16 protein-coding genes are annotated in these 17,827 nt (G+C 69.9%); 8 read left to right on the top strand and 8 right to left on the bottom strand.

What is annotated here, in order from left to right; genetic code table 11:
* Window positions 1-49: 49 nt before the first annotated feature.
* Entirely contained in the window at window positions 50-1,381 is a 1,332-nt protein-coding gene (locus C6Y14_RS35115; protein ID WP_107020920.1) for a geranylgeranyl reductase family protein, read from the bottom strand.
* Between the two features lie 130 nt (window positions 1,382-1,511).
* Here C6Y14_RS35115 and C6Y14_RS35110 point away from each other — a divergent pair, with 130 nt between their 5' ends.
* Window positions 1,512-2,018, top strand: a complete 507-nt coding sequence (locus C6Y14_RS35110) for a GNAT family N-acetyltransferase (RefSeq protein ID WP_107020919.1) — start codon at window positions 1,512-1,514, stop codon at window positions 2,016-2,018.
* A gap of 91 nt (window positions 2,019-2,109) precedes the next feature.
* The gene (locus C6Y14_RS35105) at window positions 2,110-2,448 is read left to right on the top strand and encodes a PASTA domain-containing protein (protein ID WP_263973116.1); all 339 of its coding nucleotides are present in this window, start codon (window positions 2,110-2,112) and stop codon (window positions 2,446-2,448) included.
* A 25-nt stretch (window positions 2,449-2,473) separates the two neighbouring features.
* On the opposite strand, the gene C6Y14_RS35100 is transcribed toward C6Y14_RS35105, so the two are convergent.
* Genes C6Y14_RS35100 through C6Y14_RS35085 form a run of 4 tightly spaced genes read right to left on the bottom strand, consistent with a single transcriptional unit; the run spans window position 2,474 to window position 7,292 of the window.
* A complete protein-coding gene (locus C6Y14_RS35100) occupies window positions 2,474-3,169 on the bottom strand; it encodes a demethylmenaquinone methyltransferase (RefSeq protein WP_107020917.1) in 696 nt (231 codons plus the stop codon).
* Between the two features lie 37 nt (window positions 3,170-3,206).
* Window positions 3,207-4,469 carry an acyltransferase family protein gene (locus tag C6Y14_RS35095; protein ID WP_225891438.1) on the bottom strand — a complete coding sequence of 421 codons (1,263 nt, stop codon included), beginning with the start codon at window positions 4,467-4,469 and terminating at the stop codon, window positions 3,207-3,209.
* The gene (locus tag C6Y14_RS35090) at window positions 4,469-6,844 is read right to left on the bottom strand and encodes a bifunctional polysaccharide deacetylase/glycosyltransferase family 2 protein (RefSeq protein ID WP_107020916.1); all 2,376 of its coding nucleotides are present in this window, start codon (window positions 6,842-6,844) and stop codon (window positions 4,469-4,471) included. The genes C6Y14_RS35095 and C6Y14_RS35090 overlap by 1 nt, the downstream gene beginning before the upstream one ends.
* 19 nt (window positions 6,845-6,863) lie before the next feature.
* Window positions 6,864-7,292 carry a hypothetical protein gene (locus C6Y14_RS35085; RefSeq protein ID WP_107020915.1) on the bottom strand — a complete coding sequence of 143 codons (429 nt, stop codon included), beginning with the start codon at window positions 7,290-7,292 and terminating at the stop codon, window positions 6,864-6,866.
* A gap of 318 nt (window positions 7,293-7,610) precedes the next feature.
* On the opposite strand from C6Y14_RS35085, the gene C6Y14_RS44320 reads away from it, so the two are divergent.
* Window positions 7,611-8,651, top strand: a complete 1,041-nt coding sequence (locus C6Y14_RS44320; RefSeq protein WP_159074380.1) for a chitinase — start codon at window positions 7,611-7,613, stop codon at window positions 8,649-8,651.
* Window positions 8,652-8,778: 127 nt separating this feature from the next.
* Here C6Y14_RS44320 and C6Y14_RS35070 read toward each other — a convergent pair whose 3' ends face one another.
* Window positions 8,779-9,390, bottom strand: a complete 612-nt coding sequence (locus C6Y14_RS35070; RefSeq protein ID WP_107020912.1) for a calcium-binding protein — start codon at window positions 9,388-9,390, stop codon at window positions 8,779-8,781.
* 142 nt (window positions 9,391-9,532) lie between these two features.
* Here C6Y14_RS35070 and C6Y14_RS35065 point away from each other — a divergent pair, with 142 nt between their 5' ends.
* Entirely contained in the window at window positions 9,533-10,282 is a 750-nt protein-coding gene (locus C6Y14_RS35065; protein WP_107020911.1) for a helix-turn-helix transcriptional regulator, read from the top strand.
* A 243-nt stretch (window positions 10,283-10,525) separates the two neighbouring features.
* Here C6Y14_RS35065 and C6Y14_RS35060 read toward each other — a convergent pair whose 3' ends face one another.
* Window positions 10,526-11,491 (bottom strand): helix-turn-helix transcriptional regulator, encoded by a 966-nt coding sequence (locus C6Y14_RS35060; protein WP_107020910.1) that lies wholly within the window; start codon window positions 11,489-11,491, stop codon window positions 10,526-10,528.
* Between the two features lie 103 nt (window positions 11,492-11,594).
* On the opposite strand from C6Y14_RS35060, the gene C6Y14_RS35055 reads away from it, so the two are divergent.
* The 4 genes from C6Y14_RS35055 (at window position 11,595) to C6Y14_RS35040 (ending at window position 17,205) form a co-directional block, all read left to right on the top strand.
* Complete coding sequence (locus C6Y14_RS35055) at window positions 11,595-12,011, top strand: VOC family protein (RefSeq protein ID WP_107020909.1); 417 nt, start codon at window positions 11,595-11,597, stop codon at window positions 12,009-12,011.
* A 320-nt stretch (window positions 12,012-12,331) separates the two neighbouring features.
* Complete coding sequence (locus tag C6Y14_RS35050; protein WP_107020908.1) at window positions 12,332-15,280, top strand: nSTAND1 domain-containing NTPase; 2,949 nt, start codon at window positions 12,332-12,334, stop codon at window positions 15,278-15,280.
* A 303-nt stretch (window positions 15,281-15,583) separates the two neighbouring features.
* A complete protein-coding gene (locus tag C6Y14_RS35045) occupies window positions 15,584-15,976 on the top strand; it encodes a hypothetical protein (RefSeq protein WP_107020907.1) in 393 nt (130 codons plus the stop codon).
* Between the two features lie 401 nt (window positions 15,977-16,377).
* Complete coding sequence (locus tag C6Y14_RS35040) at window positions 16,378-17,205, top strand: response regulator (RefSeq protein WP_159074379.1); 828 nt, start codon at window positions 16,378-16,380, stop codon at window positions 17,203-17,205.
* Between the two features lie 150 nt (window positions 17,206-17,355).
* Here the strand turns inward: C6Y14_RS35040 and C6Y14_RS35035 are convergent, their stop codons facing one another.
* Entirely contained in the window at window positions 17,356-17,823 is a 468-nt protein-coding gene (locus C6Y14_RS35035) for an imidazolonepropionase-like domain-containing protein (protein ID WP_225891436.1), read from the bottom strand.
* Window positions 17,824-17,827: the final 4 nt, after the last annotated feature.

The following is a 17,827-nucleotide window of genomic DNA, read 5'->3' as shown; positions in this document are numbered from 1 at the left end:
GGCGGGAACCGGGCGGCGGGAACGGGGGCCCGGGCGGGCCCCGGTCCCGTCAGGCCCTGGGGGCCACCTTCGTCAGGCCGTTGATGATGCGGTCCATCGCGTCGCCGCCCGTCGGGTCCGTCAGGTTGGCGAGCATCTTCAGGGTGAACTTCATCAGCACGGGATGCGTCAGACCGCGTTCGGCGGCGATCTTCATGACCTTCGGGTTGCCGATGAGCTTCACGAAGGCGCGGCCGAGCGTGTAGTAGCCGCCGTAGGTGTCCTTGAGGACCTTCGGGTAGCGCTGCAGGGCGAGTTCGCGCTGGGCGGGGGTCGCGCGGGCCTGCGCCTGGACGATGACGTCCGCGGCGATCTGCCCCGATTCCATGGCGTACGCGATGCCCTCGCCGTTGAAGGGGTTCACCATGCCGCCGGCGTCGCCGACGAGCAGCAGGCCCTTCGTGTAGTGGGGCTGGCGGTTGAAGGCCATCGGCAGGGCGGCCCCGCGGATCGGGATGGTCATGTTCTCCGGGGTGTAGCCCCAGTCCGCGGGCATCGAGGCGCACCATGCCTTGAGGACCTCGCGCCAGTCGAGTTCCTTGAAGGCGGCCGAGGTGTTGAGGACGCCCAGGCCGACGTTGGAGGTGCCGTCGCCCATGCCGAAGATCCAGCCGTAGCCCGGCAGCAGCCGGTCCTCGCCGGGTCCGCGGCGGTCCCACAGCTCCAGCCACGACTCCAGGTAGTCGTCGTCGTGGCGCGGGGACGTGAAGTACGTCCGCACGGCGACGCCCATCGGGCGGTCCTCGCGGCGGTGCAGGCCCATCGCCAGGGACAGCCGGGTGGAGTTGCCGTCGGCGGCGACGACCAGGGGCGCGTGGAAGGTGACCTCGCGCTTCTCCTTGGAGTCGGCGTCGCCGAGCTTCGCGTGGACGCCCGTGATGTGGCCCGTGCGGTCGTCGACGATCGGGGCTCCGACGTTGCAGCGCTCGTACAGGCGCGCGCCGGCCTTCTGCGCCTGGCGGGCCAGCTGCTCGTCGAAGTCGTCGCGCTTGCGGACGAGTCCGTAGTCCGGGTAGGAGGCGAGTTCCGGCCAGTCCAGCTGGAGGCGGACGCCGCCGCCGATGATGCGGAGCCCCTTGTTCCGGAGCCAGCCCGCCTCCTCCGAGATGTCGATCCCCATGGAGACGAGCTGTTTGGTGGCGCGGGGCGTCAGTCCGTCGCCGCACACCTTCTCCCGCGGGAACGCCGTCTTCTCCAGGAGCAGGACATCAAGCCCGGCCTTGGCCAGGTAGTACGCCGTGGTGGAACCGGCCGGGCCCGCCCCGACGACGATCACATCGGCGGAGTGTTCCGAGAGGGGCGCGGCATGTTCGGAGAGGGGCTGGGACTGGGACTCGGTCACGGCGGGGTCTCCCCAAGGCTCGAAGGCTCGAAAATCTCGTAGCGCGAAGTCTCGAAATCCGCGTGCTGACAGGCACGGGACATGGGCAGTCTATGCAGCGGTACTGATCACCTGGCTGAAGGGCTGCCCCGTGAACCGAGCTCTCCCCGTGGTACACCTGCGCGTCCCCACCGACGAGGACGCCTTCGCCTGGCACCGGGCCTTCGACCACCCGGACGTGATGGAGTTCCACGGCGGGAAATCCGCCGAACTGTCCGTGTACGAGGAGCTGACCGCCCGCCAGCGCCGGCACGACGCCGAGCACGGGTTCTGCTTCTGGACCATGCTCGACGAGGACGGCCGGGTCATCGGCTTCACCGGCGCCCAGCCGTGGCCGCACGAGTGGGGCCCCAAGGGCGAGATCGAGATCGGCTGGCGGCTCGGCCGGGAGTACTGGGGCAAGGGGTACGTGACCGCGGCGGCGCAGGCCACGCTGGAGCGGGTGCGCGCGACGGGCGTCACCCGCGTGGTGGCCATGGTGAACTCCCGCAACGAACGCTCGATCGCCGTGACCAGACGGCTGGGCATGGAGCTGTCGGAGACGTTCACGTCCCCGAAGACGGACCAGTTCGGGCACTGCTACCGGCTGGCTCTCTGAGGGGCCCGGACCGGCGGCGGCCCGCCCTCCGACGCCTTCCGGCGGGGCCCGGCATGGGCTTACCCTGCCGGTACCGCTGGGGGTGACGTCTGTGCGCATACCACGCAAGACACCCGAAGTGCGCGTACCGCGGCTCGTCGGCCTGATGGCCGTGGACGCGCGCGAGACGGCCGAGGCGCGTGGGGTGCTCCTCGCCGCGCCCGACCGGCCCGACTTCGATCTGACGGTCGTCGACTACGTCGTACGCCAGTACCCGCTGCCCGGTTCCGAGGTGCCGCGCGGGGCGGTCGTGACGGTGTGGTTCGACCTCGGCGAGGGCGAGGGCGGCGGGGGCGCGGGGGTGCGCGAACCGCGACTGCCCCAGCCGCCGTCGGGCGGCCTGCAGCGCGAACTCGACCCTCCGCACGACCCCTTCGCACTCCTCAGGTGAGCGCCGGCCGCTGCCCGGAGATGCCTCAGCCCTGCTTGAAACCGCGGTGCAGCGCGACGATGCCGCCCGAGAGGTTGCGCCAGGCCACCTTCGACCAGCCGGCCTTGATCAGCCGCTCGGCGAGGGCGGGCTGGTCGGGCCATTCACGGATCGACTCGGCGAGGTAGACGTACGCCTCGGGGTTCGAGGAGACCGCGCGGGCCACCGGCGGCAGCGCGCGCATCAGGTACTCGGTGTAGACCGTGCGGAACGGCGCCCAGGTCGGGTGCGAGAACTCGCAGATCACCACGCGTCCGCCGGGCTTCGTCACCCGGTACAGCTCCCGCAGCGCGGTGTCCGTGTCCTGGACGTTGCGCAGGCCGAAGGAGATCGTCACCGCGTCGAAGGTGTCGTCCTTGAACGGCAGCTTCGTCGCGTCGCCCGCCGTGAGCGGCAGCCAGGGGTGGTTCTTCTTGCCGACCCTGAGCATCCCGAGGGAGAAGTCGCAGGGGACGACGTACGCGCCCGTGCGCGCGAAGGGCAGCGAGGAGGTGGCGGTGCCCGCCGCGAGGTCCAGGATCTTCTGCGCGGGCCGCGCGTCGACCGCCTTCGCGACCTCCTTGCGCCACACCCGGTCCTGGCCCAGCGACAGCACGTCGTTCGTCAGGTCGTAGCGTTCCGCGACGTCGTCGAACATCGAGGCGACTTCGTGCGGCTGTTTGTTCAGGGATGCGCGGGTCACGGACCCATTGTGGCAGTACGCATCCCATGAACCCGGCTCAGGGCAGCAGTCGCGGTTTCGCCTTCGCCGCCACGTCCTCCACCCATCCGCACAGCAGGACGAACACGCCGATGAGGATCCAGCCGACGCCGAACATGAACCACTGGCTCTCCAGCGGCAGATACGTCTCGAAGGCCGGGACGTTCCAGAACTGGTCGATCAGCGGGATGGCGAGGATCAGCGCCAGCTCGTGCCAGAGGTAGATCGTCACCGCGCGCGCGTTGAAGATCCGCACGACCCGGTCGAGGCGCTTGAAGCGCGCCAGCCACGCGAAGTCGATCCCGAGGCGCGCCTTCGCGTACATCAGCAGGGTCACGAACCCGGCCGACCAGAACGCCTGGGCGTACGGGATGTCGTCGAGGTCGTACGAGCCGGTCTCGGCCCGGTGCGTGAGGGCGTACCAGCCGCCGTACCCGATCGCGGCGAGCGACAGGACGACGACGGCGAACGGTTTCAGCCGCTCCAGGACGCCGTCGCGGTGCGCGAAGCCGAGGATCCAGCAGAACAGGTACGTGGCCAGGTCGAGGAGTCCGACGCCGAAGCGGTCGTCGGGCGGCTCCCAGAGGAACTGGAGGACCACGATCGGGGCGAGCGAGAGGACCAGGACGGCGACCGGGGCCAGCCGGAAGACCTTCAGCAGCAGGGGCGACAGCAGGACGAACCAGAGGTAGGTGCGCAGGTACCAGAGGATCTCCCAGGCCTGCTCACCCCACGCGTTGCCCGGCGGATCGCCCAGCGGCACGACCCAGTAGACGATCTGCCAACCCGGCATCCAGCCGTGGATCAGCATCGCGACCACGACGAAGAGACCCCAGAACCAGAAGGGCGGCAGGAGTCGGCGGATCCGGCTCCTGATCACCTTGAGGGCGGGCCGCTCCAGGGACTTCGCCATCAGGGTGCCGGCGAGCGCGAACATGATCCCCATGGAGGGGAGGACCATGCCCGCCCAGGCCCAGCCGAAGGTGTGGTAGGTCACGACCCGGACGAGGGCGACAGCCCGGAGGGTGTCGAAGTACCGGTCACGTCCGGCGCCGCGGCGCGGCTTCGGCGGGGCTTCCGTGGCGGCCACCGGCTCCGGCCGCGGCCCCGGCTCCGGTTCCAGCCCCGGCTCCGGCCTCACCCACGGCAGACGGGCCGTGTCCGAGAGCGCGCCCGGCCCGACGGCCACCGGGGCGCTCGGCGGGGCGGGCGCCGGAACGCTCGGCGGGGCGGGCGGCGGGGCGGGCGCCGGAGACGGACCACCACGGCGGTGCGAGCCCATCAGCCCACCCCCGCCGGCGTACCGACCTCTCCCGTGCGCTTCAGCTTCTGCCAGCGCAGCCGGCCGCCCGTGAGGGCCGTGATGCAGGAGTGGATCAGGACGAGGTACATCATCTGCCGGTACGCGAGCTGCTGCAGCGGCATCATCAGCAGATACCGGTACTTCTCCTTGTCGAGCCGGAACGCGTACGCCGCGCAGACGAGCTGGACGCCGAGGACGGCCAGCCAGGCGAGCAGCGACGCCTTGAAGTCGATGAAGATCATCGAGTAGACGGTGAACACGTCGATCAGCGGGGCGAAGACCGGCGTGACGATCTGGAAGATCACCACGAGTGGCATGCCGACCCGCCCGAAGCGGCCCGAGGGCCCCTTGTCGGTCAGGGACTTGCGGTGCTTCCACAGCGCCTGCATGGTCCCGTACGACCAGCGGTAGCGCTGGGACCACAGCTGCTTGAGGGAGGCCGGGGCCTCGGTCCAGGCCTTGGCGTGCTCCTGGTAGACGACCCGCCAGCCCTCCCGGTGCATGGCGATGGTGATGTCGGTGTCCTCGGCGAGGGTGTCCTCGCTCATCCCGCCGACCGCGAGCACGGCCTCCCGGCGGAACGCGCCGATCGCGCCCGGGATGGTGGGCATGCAGCGCAGCAGGTCGTACATACGGCGGTCGAGGTTGAAGCCCATCACGTACTCGATGTGCTGCCAGGCGCCGATGATCGTGTTGCGGTTGCCGACCTTGGCGTTGCCCGCGACCGCGCCGACGCCGGGGTCGGCGAAGGGCTGCACCAGCTGCCGTACGGTGTCCGCCTCGAAGACGGTGTCGCCGTCCATCATCACGACGATGTCGTAACGGGCGTGCCGCACACCGTTGTTGAGGGCAGCCGGTTTGCCCGCGTTCTCCTGGCGGATGACGCGCACGTTCGGCATGCCGAGCGCCTCGGCGATCTCCTTGGTGCCGTCCGTGGAACCGTCGTCCACCACGATGATCTCGATCGGATGGGTGCTCCGCGCCAGCGACTTCAGGGTGTTGGCGATGCACTCCTTCTCGTTGTACGCGGGCACGATGACGGTGACCGGCCGGGTGACGGGCTCCCCCCAGCTGAACCGGCGTCTGTTGCGTTTGCGGTAGTGCCTGCGGGCGAGGACCAGCATCATCCCGAAGCGGCCCATGACGGCGACGCCCACGATCGCGAGCCCGGTCGCGAGCCCCGGTACGGTCCACTCGGCGACGGCGACCGCGGCGACGAGCGCCTTGCCCTCGTAGAGGGTGGTGCCGGTGGCGGTGCGGTGGGCGGCCTGGAGCGCGTTGCCGCCCTGGGCACCCTGGCCCTGCTGACCGCCGGGGGCCTGACCGCCGGGCGCCTCGCCGCCGCCGGGCTGCTGGCCGTCCGCCTGCTGGTTCGCGCCGGCCGCGGCGCCGGCGTCGTCGGCGCCGGCGTCGTCATCGGAGGTGGCGTCGGAGGTGGCGTCGTCGTCCGTGCCCGACTGCTGCGCGGCCGCGTCCGCCTGCTGCGTGGCGCCGCTGATCGTGGTGAAGGTGTAGCCCTTCGCCTTCATCTTCTTGATGTACGTGCCGAGCGCGGCAACCGTCTGCGAACGCTCGCCGCCCGCGTCGTGGAAGAGCACCGAGGCGCCCTTGTTCTTCGACGGCGTGGCCCACTTGATGATCTTCGAGACGCCGGGCCGCTTCCAGTCGTCGCTGTCGGTGTCGACGAAGACGCTGGTGTAGCCCTCGGCGCCGAGCTTCTTGTAGACGGGCCAGCTGTAGTTGTCGATGGCGTCCGTCTCCGAGGAGTACGGGGCACGGAACAGCGTCGTCGTGATGCCCGCCGCACCCGCCAGGGCGAGCTGCGTCTGATCCATCTCCCGCTCGATCCGGCTGCTGCTCTGGTACGAGAGATCGACGTGCGTGAAGGTGTGGATGCCGACCTCATTGCCCTGGTCCACCAGGTCGTTCACGATCGACGGGTAGCGCGAGACCATCGAGCCGACCAGGAAGAACGTACCCGGGACGTCGTTCTCCTCCAGGATCTTCAGGATCTGGGGTGTCCACGTGGGGTTGGGGCCGTCGTCGAAGGTGAGCGCGATGGTCTTCTCCGGGACGGACGTGGACCGTGCCTCACCGTTCCTGAAGGAGAGGATCGGCCCGCCGTCGATGACGGAGTCCGGGACCTTGCTGGAGCTGGCGTCGCTGCGTACGCGCTCGTCGCCGCCGACCTCCGAACGCAGATAGCCGTCCAGCAGCATCACGCTGGTGAGCGCGAGAAGGAGCAGCAGGGCGAGGATGACACGCGGTTTCTGCAGCGCCGCTGCCTTGCCCGCGGCCCGGGTCATCCGGGACGGGGCCCGCCGACGGCCGCGCGGGGGCGTCGTAGTAGCCATGGGTGTGGGTCCGTTCCGGTCAGTTGGCGGCCGCGGAGGCGGACGCGGACGGGGCGGAGACGGACGCCGACGGGGCGGCGGTGGGTGCCGCGCCGGTCGCGACGCCCGAGGGCGGGGCGCCGGTGGGCCGCGCGGGCGGACTGCCGGTACCGCCCTGCGGCTGGAGCCCGCCGCCGGGTCCTGAGTTCTGACCGCCGTTCGGGCCGCCGCCCCCGAAGGGCAGCAGCGAGGACGGGGTGAGCGAGGGGCCCCACCCCATGAACGCCATGCCGAGCACAACCGCGTACCCGATACAGACGACACCGAGGAGGGTGCCGATCCGGCGCAGAAGCCTGGCCCTGCGACCGGAGTTGTCAACGAACACGGGACCGTCCTCAGGCCCGTTGCCGCGTTTGCGGCGGCGGCCGCGCACAGCGGCGCGGGATTCGATGGCAGGCTCGGAATGCATTCCCCGGATATTAGGGAGCGTTTATGTGTCCGAAACTCTGATTCTGTTGTGAGACGGCCATGAGAAACGCCCGAGTCTGTCTTTTCCCTGAGAGAATCCTTGATCACCGGACAGCGCACGGACCGCCGAGAAGATGCCCAATGTCCGCATATCGATGTCCGGTTGACCCTGTTTGCCGGGCCGTTTCCGTGCACTTCCCCTGAATTCGCTGTCTTCGTGCGGCGGGGCCGCCCGTGAGACATTTCCACTTCGGGAACACACTTTGTTTCCATCCTGAGACAGGCTGAGACAGAAATCACGAGATTGGGAGCATGCGCGATGAGGACTTTCCTGAAGCCGGCTGCCGGGCTCGTCTGCGTGATCGCCCTGGCCACCGCGGGGTGTTCCTCGGGGGCGGACGACTCGAACGGGTCGGGCAGTCGGCAGAGCAGCGCGTCACCCTCCGGGAGCGCGTCCGGCGGCTCGTCGGACAGCTCGTCGGGCACCGCCTACGCCCCGTACGTCAGCGCCACCACCGCCTCCGACAACGACTCGGCGGGCTCCCCCTCGACGTACAACCTGGCCTTCGTCATCGCGGACGGCAGCGCCTGTACGCCCTCCTGGAACGGCACGACCGCGATCGGCGACTCGGCGGTGAAATCCCGTATCTCGGCGCTGACGGAGTCGGGCGCGGCCGTGCGCGTCTCCTTCGGCGGGGCGTCCGGGAAGGAACTGGCCTCCACCTGTGACAGCGCGACGGAGCTGGCCGCCGCCTACGGGAAGGCGCTCGACGCGGCCGGGGCGACGGAGGCCGACTTCGACGTCGAGGGCACGCAGTTGACCGACTCCGACTCGGTCGCGCTGCGCTCGGAGGCGATCGCGCTGCTGCAGAAGGAGCGCGCGGACCTGTCGGTCACCTTCACGCTGCCCGTCATGCCGTCCGGGCTCGACGACGACGGCGTGGCGCTGCTGGAGTCCGCCAACGACAACGGCGTCGTGGTGTCCACGGTCAACATCATGACCATGAACTACGGCAGTTCGTACGACGAGGACATGGGCGACTACGCGAAGACGTCGGCGCGGGCGGCCCACGACCAGCTGAAGGAGATCTTCGGACTGTCGGACGCGGGGGCGTGGAAGGGGCTCGCCCTGACGTCGATGCTGGGCGTCAACGACGTGGACAACGAGACGTTCACCTTGGCGGACGCGGCGGAGGTACGGGCGTTCGCGGAGCAGAAGGGGGTCGCGTGGGTGTCGATGTGGTCGACGTTCCGGGATCAGCAGTGCGAGGGGGACGACGCCGCGTCGGATGACGCGGCGACGAATTGCAGCGGGGTCGAGCAGGGGGCGGGGGACTTCGGCGAGGCGTTCACGGGATGACTCGGGGGCCCGGGGACTCGGGGACTCCTGAGTCGGCAGTGCGCCTCGCCCTCGACCCGCCTCGGTGAGCGGACGAAGGTGAGGCGCACGACATTCGGCGGATCGACTCCATCGACTCCGCCGACGGTCAGGGGGCTTCGCAGTTGATCATGTGCTCGCCCCGGTCCCCGACGCACCAGTCCCACCCAGGACCGCCGTTGACCCTGTCATTGGGCCTTCCGTCCCGTACGTTCAGCGTGTCGCGTCCGCCGTGGCCGAACACCCTGTCGCGTTTGCCGTTGTCGACGGAGGGGCCGATCGTGTCCCGGCCGGCACTTCCATTCAGCGTGTCCTTGCCCTTACCTCCGTACAAGTGGTCGTTGCCCCAGTTCCAGTGCCGGTTTTGACCGTTGCCCCCTTCCAGCGAGTCGTTTCCGCCACCGCCCGACAACACGTCGTTCCCCCTGTATCCACAGATGAGGTCGGCGCCTCCGCGGCCGTAGATACGGTCGTCTCCGCCGAGGCCGACGATGACGTCCTTGCCCGGTGTGCCGAAGAGGGTGTCGTTGCCCGGGCCTCCCGAGATGGTTGCGGCCTCGTTGAGGCACGTGGCCGGCGCGGCCGTCGCAGCCCAGCTCTGCGGGACAGTCGTGGCCAGCACGGCCAGCACTCCGCCGGCCGCGAGCAGGAACCCGGGGCGGATCCGCCCGCTCGAAAGGCCGACTCGTCGGGCGGAAACCGGCTGTGATCGGTGTTGCATGACTTCACCCCGTTCATGGGATCGGATGGTTCGTCAACCACGGTGTTCCTGTGCCGCCGCAACCACCATTCGTCATTTGACGAATCCCGCCCGCGGAGAGGCGTAGCGTTGGACGGGCAGGTCTGCATGAGGGGCCGAGAAGATGAGCCGTCACTCGATCACCGAAAGCCACTTGCGGGCGATGCTCGACGTCATCGACGAGGCCCGGCACGACACCACCGGAGAGGGCCCGCCGTTGTCGCTGCTGCAGGGGCTGGGCCGGCTGGTCCCTTGCGACCTGGCCGAGTTCTGCGAGGTCGATCTCCCCACCAGGCGGGTCCTGGCCAGTCAGGCCGTCGAGTACGGCGGAAGCTACCCCGAGCCGGACGACGAACCCTGGTGGCGCTGGAAGCACCAGCATCCGCACTGTGTCGACGTCGAGCGCAGTCACGGACACCTCGGCGTCGCCCAGCTCTCGGACTACATGGGGGTTCGGGAGTTCCGCAACCTGGCTCTCTACAGCGAGTACATGCGGCCCTTCCTCACCATGGTGGTCGTGCCGCTGCCCACTGCCCCGGGGCGTATCCGCATGTACAACCTCAGCCGCGAAAGGGCGAAACCGTTCACTGACCGCGACCTGCTCACCTTGCAACTGCTGCGCCCTCACCTGATCGACGTCTACCACACTGCCGCGCGCCGCCGCCGCGAGCCCGTACGGCTGACTCCTCGCCAACTCGACATCCTGCGTGCCGTGGCGAACGGGTTGAGCACCGAAGCGATCGCCCGGCAGTTCGTCATCTCACCGAGCACCGTGCGGAAGCATCTGGAGAACACCTTCCACAAGCTCGGGGTCTCCAGCCGTATCGAGGCGCTTGCCCGGGTCTTCCCAGAGCCCGAGCCGTACGGACCCTGAGACGACGTCCCTGAAGACCGCGTCCGACGCGGGGTGAGTTCTTCGGGTGCGGGTTCGCTGTGGCTGGTCGCGCAGTTCCCCGCGCCCCTTAAAAGATTGCGCCGTTCCCCGCGCCCCTGAAAGCCGAAAGACTCGGCCGTTCCCCGCGCCCCTCAAAGACAGAAGACTCGGCCGTTCCCCGTGCCCCTAGAAGACAAAAGATTGCGCCGTTCCCCGTGCCCCTTCAGGGCTGCGCCTCTTGGGTCAGGGATGGTCGGCGTAGGCGGTCAGGCGGGCGGCGAATTCGGTGGTGAGGGTGCGTAGTTCATCCGGGGTCTCGATGACGAAGGGGCGGTCGAGGGAGGCCAGGACCGGGGGGAGCCAGTCGAGGTGCTCCGCCCGGATCCGGACCCGTCGCCAGCCCTCCTCGTCGGTCTCCTCCAGGGTGGCCACGCTCGCGGGGAGGCGGGCGCGGATCTGCTCGGTCGTCCCCTGGATCCGCAGGGTCACCTCGTAGCGGTACTCGGCCGTCGCGAACCCGGACACCACCCGCTCGGCCGGGTCCACGCCCTCGGGTGGTTCGAACGAGCCCGGCAGCGTCCGCGCGTCCGTGATGCGGTCGAGCCGGAACGTACGGTCCTCACCGCTGTCCGCGTCCCGGCCCGTGACGTACCACCGGCCCGCGTGGGCGACGATCCCGTAGGCGTGCAGCGTGCGTTCGCCGCGCCGGCCGTCGCCGCCGGTGTATCTCATCGCGACCGGCCGGCGGTGGCCCACCGCGTCGGCGAGGGTGAGCAGGACGTCGGCGTCCGGGGTGTCGAACTCGCCGGGCCGGTCCGTGAAGGCCAGCGAGTCCAGGAGTACGTCGAGCCGACGGGCCACATGCCGGGGCAGCACCCGGCGGATCTTCGCCGACGCCGTCTCGCTCGCCGTGCGCCCCGCCGTCACCAGCCCGGTCCGGCGGCCGGCGAGCAGGCCGAGCAGCACGGCCAGCGCCTCGTCGTCGCCGAGCATGAGCGGCGGGAGGCGATGTCCGGGGCCCAGCCGGTAGCCGCCGTACCGGCCGCGCACCGACTCCACGGGCACGTCGAGGTCGATCAGCTGACCCACGTACCGCCGCACGGTCCGTCCGTCGACGCCGAGCCGCTCGGCCAGTTCGGCCACGGTCCGGGTGCCGCCGGACTGCAGCAGCTCCAGGAGGGTCAGTACGCGGCCGGCGGGTTTGGGCATGTTCGCAGCCTAACGCCGATACCGGGCCGAAACTGTCCTCTATCGGTCCTAGCCTGCGAAGCACAGCAGACAGCTTCCACGGCTGGAAGACCAGGAGATCACCATGAACTTCGTCTCGATCCGCGTCATCACCGGCGACGTCGCCCGCCTCGTCGCGTTCTACGAACGGGTTACGGGGCTGAAGGCGGCCTGGGCCAACGACGACTTCGCCGAACTCGGCACCCCGAACGCCACCCTCGCCATCGCGAGCACCCGCACGGTTCCGCTGTTCGCCCCGGGCTCGGCCCGTCCGGCGGAGAACCACAGCGTGATCACCGAGTTCCTCGTCGACGACGTGGACGCCGTCCACCAGAACCTGACCGAGTACGTCACCGAGAGCGTCACCGACCTCGTGGCGGAGCCCACGACGATGCCCTGGGGCAACCGCTCCCTCCTGCTCCGCGACCCCGACGGCAACCTCATCAACTTCTTCACCCCGGTGACGCGGCAGGCGAAGGAGAAGTACGCGGCCATGGGCTGAGCGGCCACGTCCCGGAGGGCATGTCCCAGAGGGCACGTCCCAGAGGGCACGTCTCAGAGGGTCAAGACCGCGAACGCAGGCGTGCGGTCGCGCATGAAAGCTCCAGTGGTTTCGCGGGACGTGGGCAGACAGAGCGCCACCCTCTTTCTCTTTTCGTCTCGCTGTCCGGTCTCTCAACGCCGGACCTTGTGCACGATTTGTAGCCGCTAATCTGGGTTCAAGGCCAGTCGGCCGACGACGAACAAACGGATGCCGAACAATCAGATTCCGAACAGACGGATTCCGAACAAATTCGTGCGACCCGGGGGAAGGGTGAGCGTATGCCACGGGGAGAGAGCCCTCTGGACCCGGACGGCGGCCCACTGTTCGAATTCGCGATGCGTTTACGGAAACTGCGGGAACAGGCCGGCCGTCCCACCTACCGGGACCTCGCGCGAGACGCGCACTACGGGATCGCGACGCTGTCCTCGGCGGCGGGGGGACGTCAACTGCCCAGCCTGGCCGTCACCCTCGCCTATGTCCGTGCCTGCGGCGGTGACGAGCGGGAATGGAAACTGATCTGGCAACGGACGGCTGACGCGGTCGCCGGCACGGACACGTGGACCGGGACGGGCACGCAGGACCGGCGAAGGAGCGATGCGAAACCCCCCTATGTCGGTCTGGCAGCGTTCGGGCAGGCCGATGCGGGGTTTTTCTTCGGCCGCGAAAAAATCACCGGCACACTTGTCGAGCATTTGAAGGAAAAACGGCTCCTTGTGCTGTTCGGTGCATCAGGATCCGGCAAGTCTTCGGTGTTGCGCGCAGGTGTTCTTCCCGCTTTTTCCGAAAGCACCTCACTGATCTTCACACCCGGCCCGCATCCGCTGGAGGAATGCGCCGTCCGTCTGGCCGCCCGAGCCGATATGGCTCACGAGCCGGTGCAGACCGCACTCACGGCCGAGCCGCACGCCTTCCATCGGACGGTGCGCAGGATCCTCGCCAGGCAACAAGAGGCAGGCTTCGCGGCGGACGAACTGCTCATCGTCGTCGACCAGTTCGAGGAGGTGTTCACCGTCTGCCGCGACGCGCAGGAACGGGAGCGGTTCGTCGACGCCCTTGTGTACGCGGCGCAGGCCCCCGACAGCCGCACGCGGGTCGCCCTCGCCGTACGGTCCGACTTCTACACGCACTGCACGCGGCTACCCGGCCTCGTCGACGCCCTGGCCCACACGCAGCATCCCGTCGGCCCGATGACCACCGAGGAACTGAGGGCGGCGATCGTCCAGCCTGCGGCCCGCTCCCGGCTCACCGTCGAAAGTGCTCTGCTGACGACCCTCACGGCCGACGCCCACGGCCGGCCGGGCGCCCTGCCCCTGCTCTCGCACGCTCTGCTGGAGACGTGGAAGCGGCGGCGGGGCAACGCGCTCACACTGGCCGGCTACCACGCGGCGGGCGGCTTCGAGGGGGCGCTCACCCAAACCGCCGAAGAGTTCCACCACGCCCTTGACTTGAACCGGCAAAGGGCGGCGCGGCGGCTGTTCCTGCGGCTCGTCGCGTTGGGCGAGGGCACCGAGGACACCAAGCGCCGTGTGCCCCGTCGGGAACTCGACGGCGGTCCCGATACCGGGTTCGTCATCGAACAGGCGACCCGGGCCCGGCTGCTGAGCGCCGACGGCGACCACGTGGAGATCGCTCACGAAGCGTTGATCCGCTGCTGGCCCCGGCTCGCCGGATGGCTGGAGGAGGACCGCGACCAGGAACGTCTGCACCGCGCGCTCACCGAGGCCACCACCGTCTGGGAGTCCCTGGACCACGACCCCGACATCCTGTACCGCGGTGTACGCCTCACCGCGGCTACGGACCTCCCGCCGCAGGCACTGACCGCCCGGGAACGTGCCTTCCTCGACGCCGGCCGGTCAGCGGCGCGACAGACGCAGCTGCGAGACCGCCACCGGCTGCGCCGACTGCGCCGACTGGCCGCGGCCCTGGTCGTCCTGCTCGTGTGCGCCGTGGCCGCCGCTGGTTTCGCCGTGGAGGCACAGCACACCGTCACCCGGCAGCGTAATGAGACCGTGGCCCTGCGAGCTTCCGACGAAGCCGTGCGCCTCAGCCCCTACAAACCGTCCCTGGCCATCCAGATCGCCCTGGCCTCCTACTTCCGGACCGCGCAGAAACGCACCCAGGACGCCCTGCTCAGCACCCTGTCCGTCGCGTCGATCGACCCCGGGACGACCAGCCCCCGACTGATCGGGCGCACACCGGCCGAGCGCACACCGGCCGGGCACACACCGGCCGTGACCGCCGACGGCCGCATGCTGGCCATGGCCAACGGCCCGCACATCGTCCTGTGGGACATGAAAGATCCACGGCAGCCGCGCCGACTCGGCGCCACCCGCGTCGGCAGAGCCGGCTCGGGCCCGATCCAGTTCACCCCCGACGGCAACACGCTGCTCGGTGTGGACAGTGACCGCACACTCCGGCTGTGGGACGTGCGCGATCCCCAGGACCCGACGCTGCTGTCGAAGCGGTCCACAGGGCACACCGACGCCGTCTACTCCGTCGCCGTGCGCCACGGCAGCGACATCGCCGCCACCAGCAGCTACGACGACACCATCCGGCTCTGGGACATCACCGACCCCACCCGCCCCCGCATGCTCGACAAGCTCACCGGGCACGCCCGCAACGTCAAGCCTGTGGTGTTCAGCCCCGACGGAGAGACCCTGGCCTCGGGCTCCGACGGCCACGACGTCCGCCTCTGGGACGTGACCGACCCGCGCCACGCTGCCCTCGTCACCGTCCTCAGGGGACATCTGCACGCCGTGGACGCCCTCGCCTACAGCCCGGACGGCCGCACCCTGCTGAGCGGAAGCGACGACCACACGGCGAAGCTGTGGGACGTCAGCGATCTTCCCCGCCACCATGAGCTGGGCGAGCTGGCGAGACACGCCGACATCGTCACCGGCGTGGACTTCGCTTCCCACGGCCGCACGGCGGTGACCGTCGGCGTGGACGGTGCGGTGAACGTCTGGGACGTGACCGACCGCACGCACCCTGCCCCGCTGGCCCACCTCACCAACCCCCGCGGGACGGTCAAGGAGGTCCGCTACCTCAAGGCGGACGGCACGTTCCTGACCGTGACCGCCCACTTCAGTGTCCAGATCTGGTACACCGACCTCGACCGGGTCCTCGCCGACGCCTGCGGGCACGTCCACAGCACCATCACCCGCGCCGAGTGGGCCCGCCACTTCCCCCTCCTCGACTACGCCCCGCCCTGCCCACGCCGCAGGTGACCCGGACCGGCCGGAACCCCGCCTGCGGACGGTCCGGTACAAGACCTGGGGCCGAGGCCGAGGCCGAGGCCGGCACGAGGCGCGACGGCCGGACGCCGACCTGAGCGTCGCGGCGGATGTCGCCACCGAACGTGAGCGCGGGCCCAAAGGTGAGCCCGCAGCGACTGCGCACCTCGCGCCGAGCAGGAGCCGGGCGCCGATGAGGCGGATGCCTCAGGTGCCTGGGACACCGGGCGGCCGACAGTGATCTCACCCCGCCAGGACGACCAGAAGTCCTGGTGGAACCACGAAAGGATCACTGTCATGTCGGAAGCTCCGGGCAACATCACCACCGCCGACCTCGACGACCTCGTCGAGCGGATGCGTGAGGCCGGGCAGGACACCACTGAAGGGGAGGAGCTGAGGGCGGCATTCGCACAGCTGGACGAGATGTCCCGGGCGCAGGCCGCCGGGTTCAAGCGCCGGCTCGTCGTCGCCGCCCTGCGATACGGCGGGAAGGCGCTGGCCTGGCTGGTGCGGCACTTCAGCGAGCAGGCCGCCGAGTACGTGCTGCGTCACGCCCTGCAGCTGGCCGACTTCCTTGAGCGCGCCGAGTCCTGGGCGGTGGAGAAGATCGCTCAGTTCCTGCAGGGGTGCGGAGTTCCCGGCAACCTCGCCCTGGAGATCGCCCGCGTGATCATGGCGATCGTCGGCTGACCGGGTCCGTGTCCTGTGCGGCAGCCCGGCGAGCTGCCCCACAGGACACGCCCCGCCCGGGCCGCGGGACAGGACGGCGACAAGGCGACGTGGTCGGTCGGGTCCCACCGCCGGAACGTGCGCTCACCGTCCACACCTGAGGACCGCCGACGGCCGACGGCCGCAGGGTGAACCGGAGCAAGGCCGGTTCGCCCTGCGGCCGTCGGCGGTCCCGGCCGGTGCGCACCCGATGAGTTCGGGGCGAGTCGGCCCTGTACCGGCCGGCTCACGTTGTTCGGCATCCGTTTGTTCGGCATCGGCCGACCTGCCTTGAACAACGGGTGAGCGGCTACAAACGGTGCATCGGGTCCACCGCGGACCGGACGACGACCGGACGACGACCGGAAAGCCTAGGAGCGTTCATGCACGACAGCTCACCTGACAGCACCGCCCGTACGCCCCGGGCTGCCATTCATCCGGTCCACCTCAGCCAGGCCGGTTTCCTCCGAGCAACCGCTGCGGCGGCCCCCGCGGGCAGCCCCCAACTCCCGGTACCGGCCCAGCCGGCAACAGGTCCTCTGGGGGCAGGCGAAGGCGGCCCGGACCGCTATCGGGTCCTGCTGGTCGACAACCACCCCCTGTTCCGACAAGGACTCGCCGCGGCTGTCGACCTGGACGACGGCTTCACCGTCGTCGGCCAGGCTCACAGCGGTGAGAGCGCCCTGGAAGTCGCCGCCCGTGTTCTGCCCGACCTCGTCGTCATGGATCTCGGGCTGCCGGGCATCTCCGGCATCGAGGCCATCCGCCGTCTGCTGCGCGTACACCCCGGCACCCGCGTGGTGGTGATGACCACGATGGATGACGACGACAACCTGCTCGCGGCCATGCGCGCCGGCGCGCGTGGCTACCTTCTCAAGGCGGCTGTGTGCGAGGAGATCCTGCGCGCCCTGCACACCGTGGGCAACGGCGGTGTCGTCTTCAGCTCGGCCGTGGCCGAGCGCCTGGCCGCCCTGTTCGCCTCCTTCGCCGGCGCCCCCGCAAAGGAAGCGTTTCCCACCCTCACCGCCCGCGAACGCGAAGTCCTCGGCCTGCTCGCCGACGGACTGGGCTACCACCAGATCGCACACCGCCTGTTCGTCGCCGACAAGACCGTCCGCAACCACGTCGGATCCATCTTCTCCAAGCTCCAGGTCAACGACCGGGCTGCGGCAATCGTCCGGGCCCGCAACGCCGGCCTGGGACCCGCCTGACCCGTACGGCCGGCTGCGTGCGCAACGCCAGGCCCGTTCTGCGCAATCGGTGCGCGTAGGCGGTGGCCACGTGCAGGCTCCGTCCTGCACGTGCTCGACCGATCCCTTCGGCACCGGACACGCGCACGAACAGCAAAGCTCACGGCGGAGCTATCGGCGCCGATGCACCAACCGCCCACCGCACACCGTCGCCAGACACACCCCGTCCTCGCCGCCGAAGACAGCGAGATCGGCCCGCCCCGCCTCGACGATCACCGCGGGGCGAACCCGGGGCAGGACCACGACACCGTTGCGCTCGGCGGCACCCCGCAGGTCCGCCGTATCCGCGTACTCCGCCAGCACGGCAACCGCCCCCAGTTTCAGCAGAGCATGCACCCGCTCCCGAGGCGAAGGCGCGTCCGGCACGGGCCCCAGGTGGACCAGCCCGGGCCCGAGCACCCCGGGCCACACCCGCACCCGAGCCCCCGGAAACCGCTCTCGCAGCTCCTCCAGAGCTCCCGTCGCGGCGACCCGGTCCCCCTCCACCGCGACGGCCCCACCCTTGACGGGACCGGGACCGGGGCCGGCGTCGTCCCAGCTGTACCTCAGCTCGTCCGCCGCGTGAATGGTCAGCGCCACCGGG

The sequence above is a fragment of the Streptomyces dioscori genome (assembly GCF_003024195.1).
GTDB lineage: Bacteria > Actinomycetota > Actinomycetes > Streptomycetales > Streptomycetaceae > Streptomyces > Streptomyces dioscori.
This window is presented reverse-complemented; position numbering and strand designations above follow the sequence as displayed.

What these genes read in the sequence shown, in the direction of transcription:
- C6Y14_RS44320 (WP_159074380.1), top strand. Translation starts at nt 7,611, where the DNA reads ATGAGGACTTTCCTGAAGCCGGCTGCCGGGCTCGTCTGCGTGATCGCC.
- C6Y14_RS35045 (WP_107020907.1), top strand. Translation starts at nt 15,584, where the DNA reads ATGTCGGAAGCTCCGGGCAACATCACCACCGCCGACCTCGACGACCTC.
- C6Y14_RS35040 (WP_159074379.1), top strand. Translation starts at nt 16,378, where the DNA reads ATGCACGACAGCTCACCTGACAGCACCGCCCGTACGCCCCGGGCTGCC.
- C6Y14_RS35060 (WP_107020910.1), bottom strand. Translation starts at nt 11,491, where the DNA reads ATGCCCAAACCCGCCGGCCGCGTACTGACCCTCCTGGAGCTGCTGCAG.
- C6Y14_RS35050 (WP_107020908.1), top strand. Translation starts at nt 12,332, where the DNA reads ATGCCACGGGGAGAGAGCCCTCTGGACCCGGACGGCGGCCCACTGTTC.
- C6Y14_RS35055 (WP_107020909.1), top strand. Translation starts at nt 11,595, where the DNA reads ATGAACTTCGTCTCGATCCGCGTCATCACCGGCGACGTCGCCCGCCTC.
- C6Y14_RS35095 (WP_225891438.1), bottom strand. Translation starts at nt 4,469, where the DNA reads ATGGGCTCGCACCGCCGTGGTGGTCCGTCTCCGGCGCCCGCCCCGCCG.
- C6Y14_RS35090 (WP_107020916.1), bottom strand. Translation starts at nt 6,844, where the DNA reads ATGGCTACTACGACGCCCCCGCGCGGCCGTCGGCGGGCCCCGTCCCGG.
- C6Y14_RS35065 (WP_107020911.1), top strand. Translation starts at nt 9,533, where the DNA reads ATGAGCCGTCACTCGATCACCGAAAGCCACTTGCGGGCGATGCTCGAC.
- C6Y14_RS35085 (WP_107020915.1), bottom strand. Translation starts at nt 7,292, where the DNA reads ATGCATTCCGAGCCTGCCATCGAATCCCGCGCCGCTGTGCGCGGCCGC.
- C6Y14_RS35070 (WP_107020912.1), bottom strand. Translation starts at nt 9,390, where the DNA reads ATGCAACACCGATCACAGCCGGTTTCCGCCCGACGAGTCGGCCTTTCG.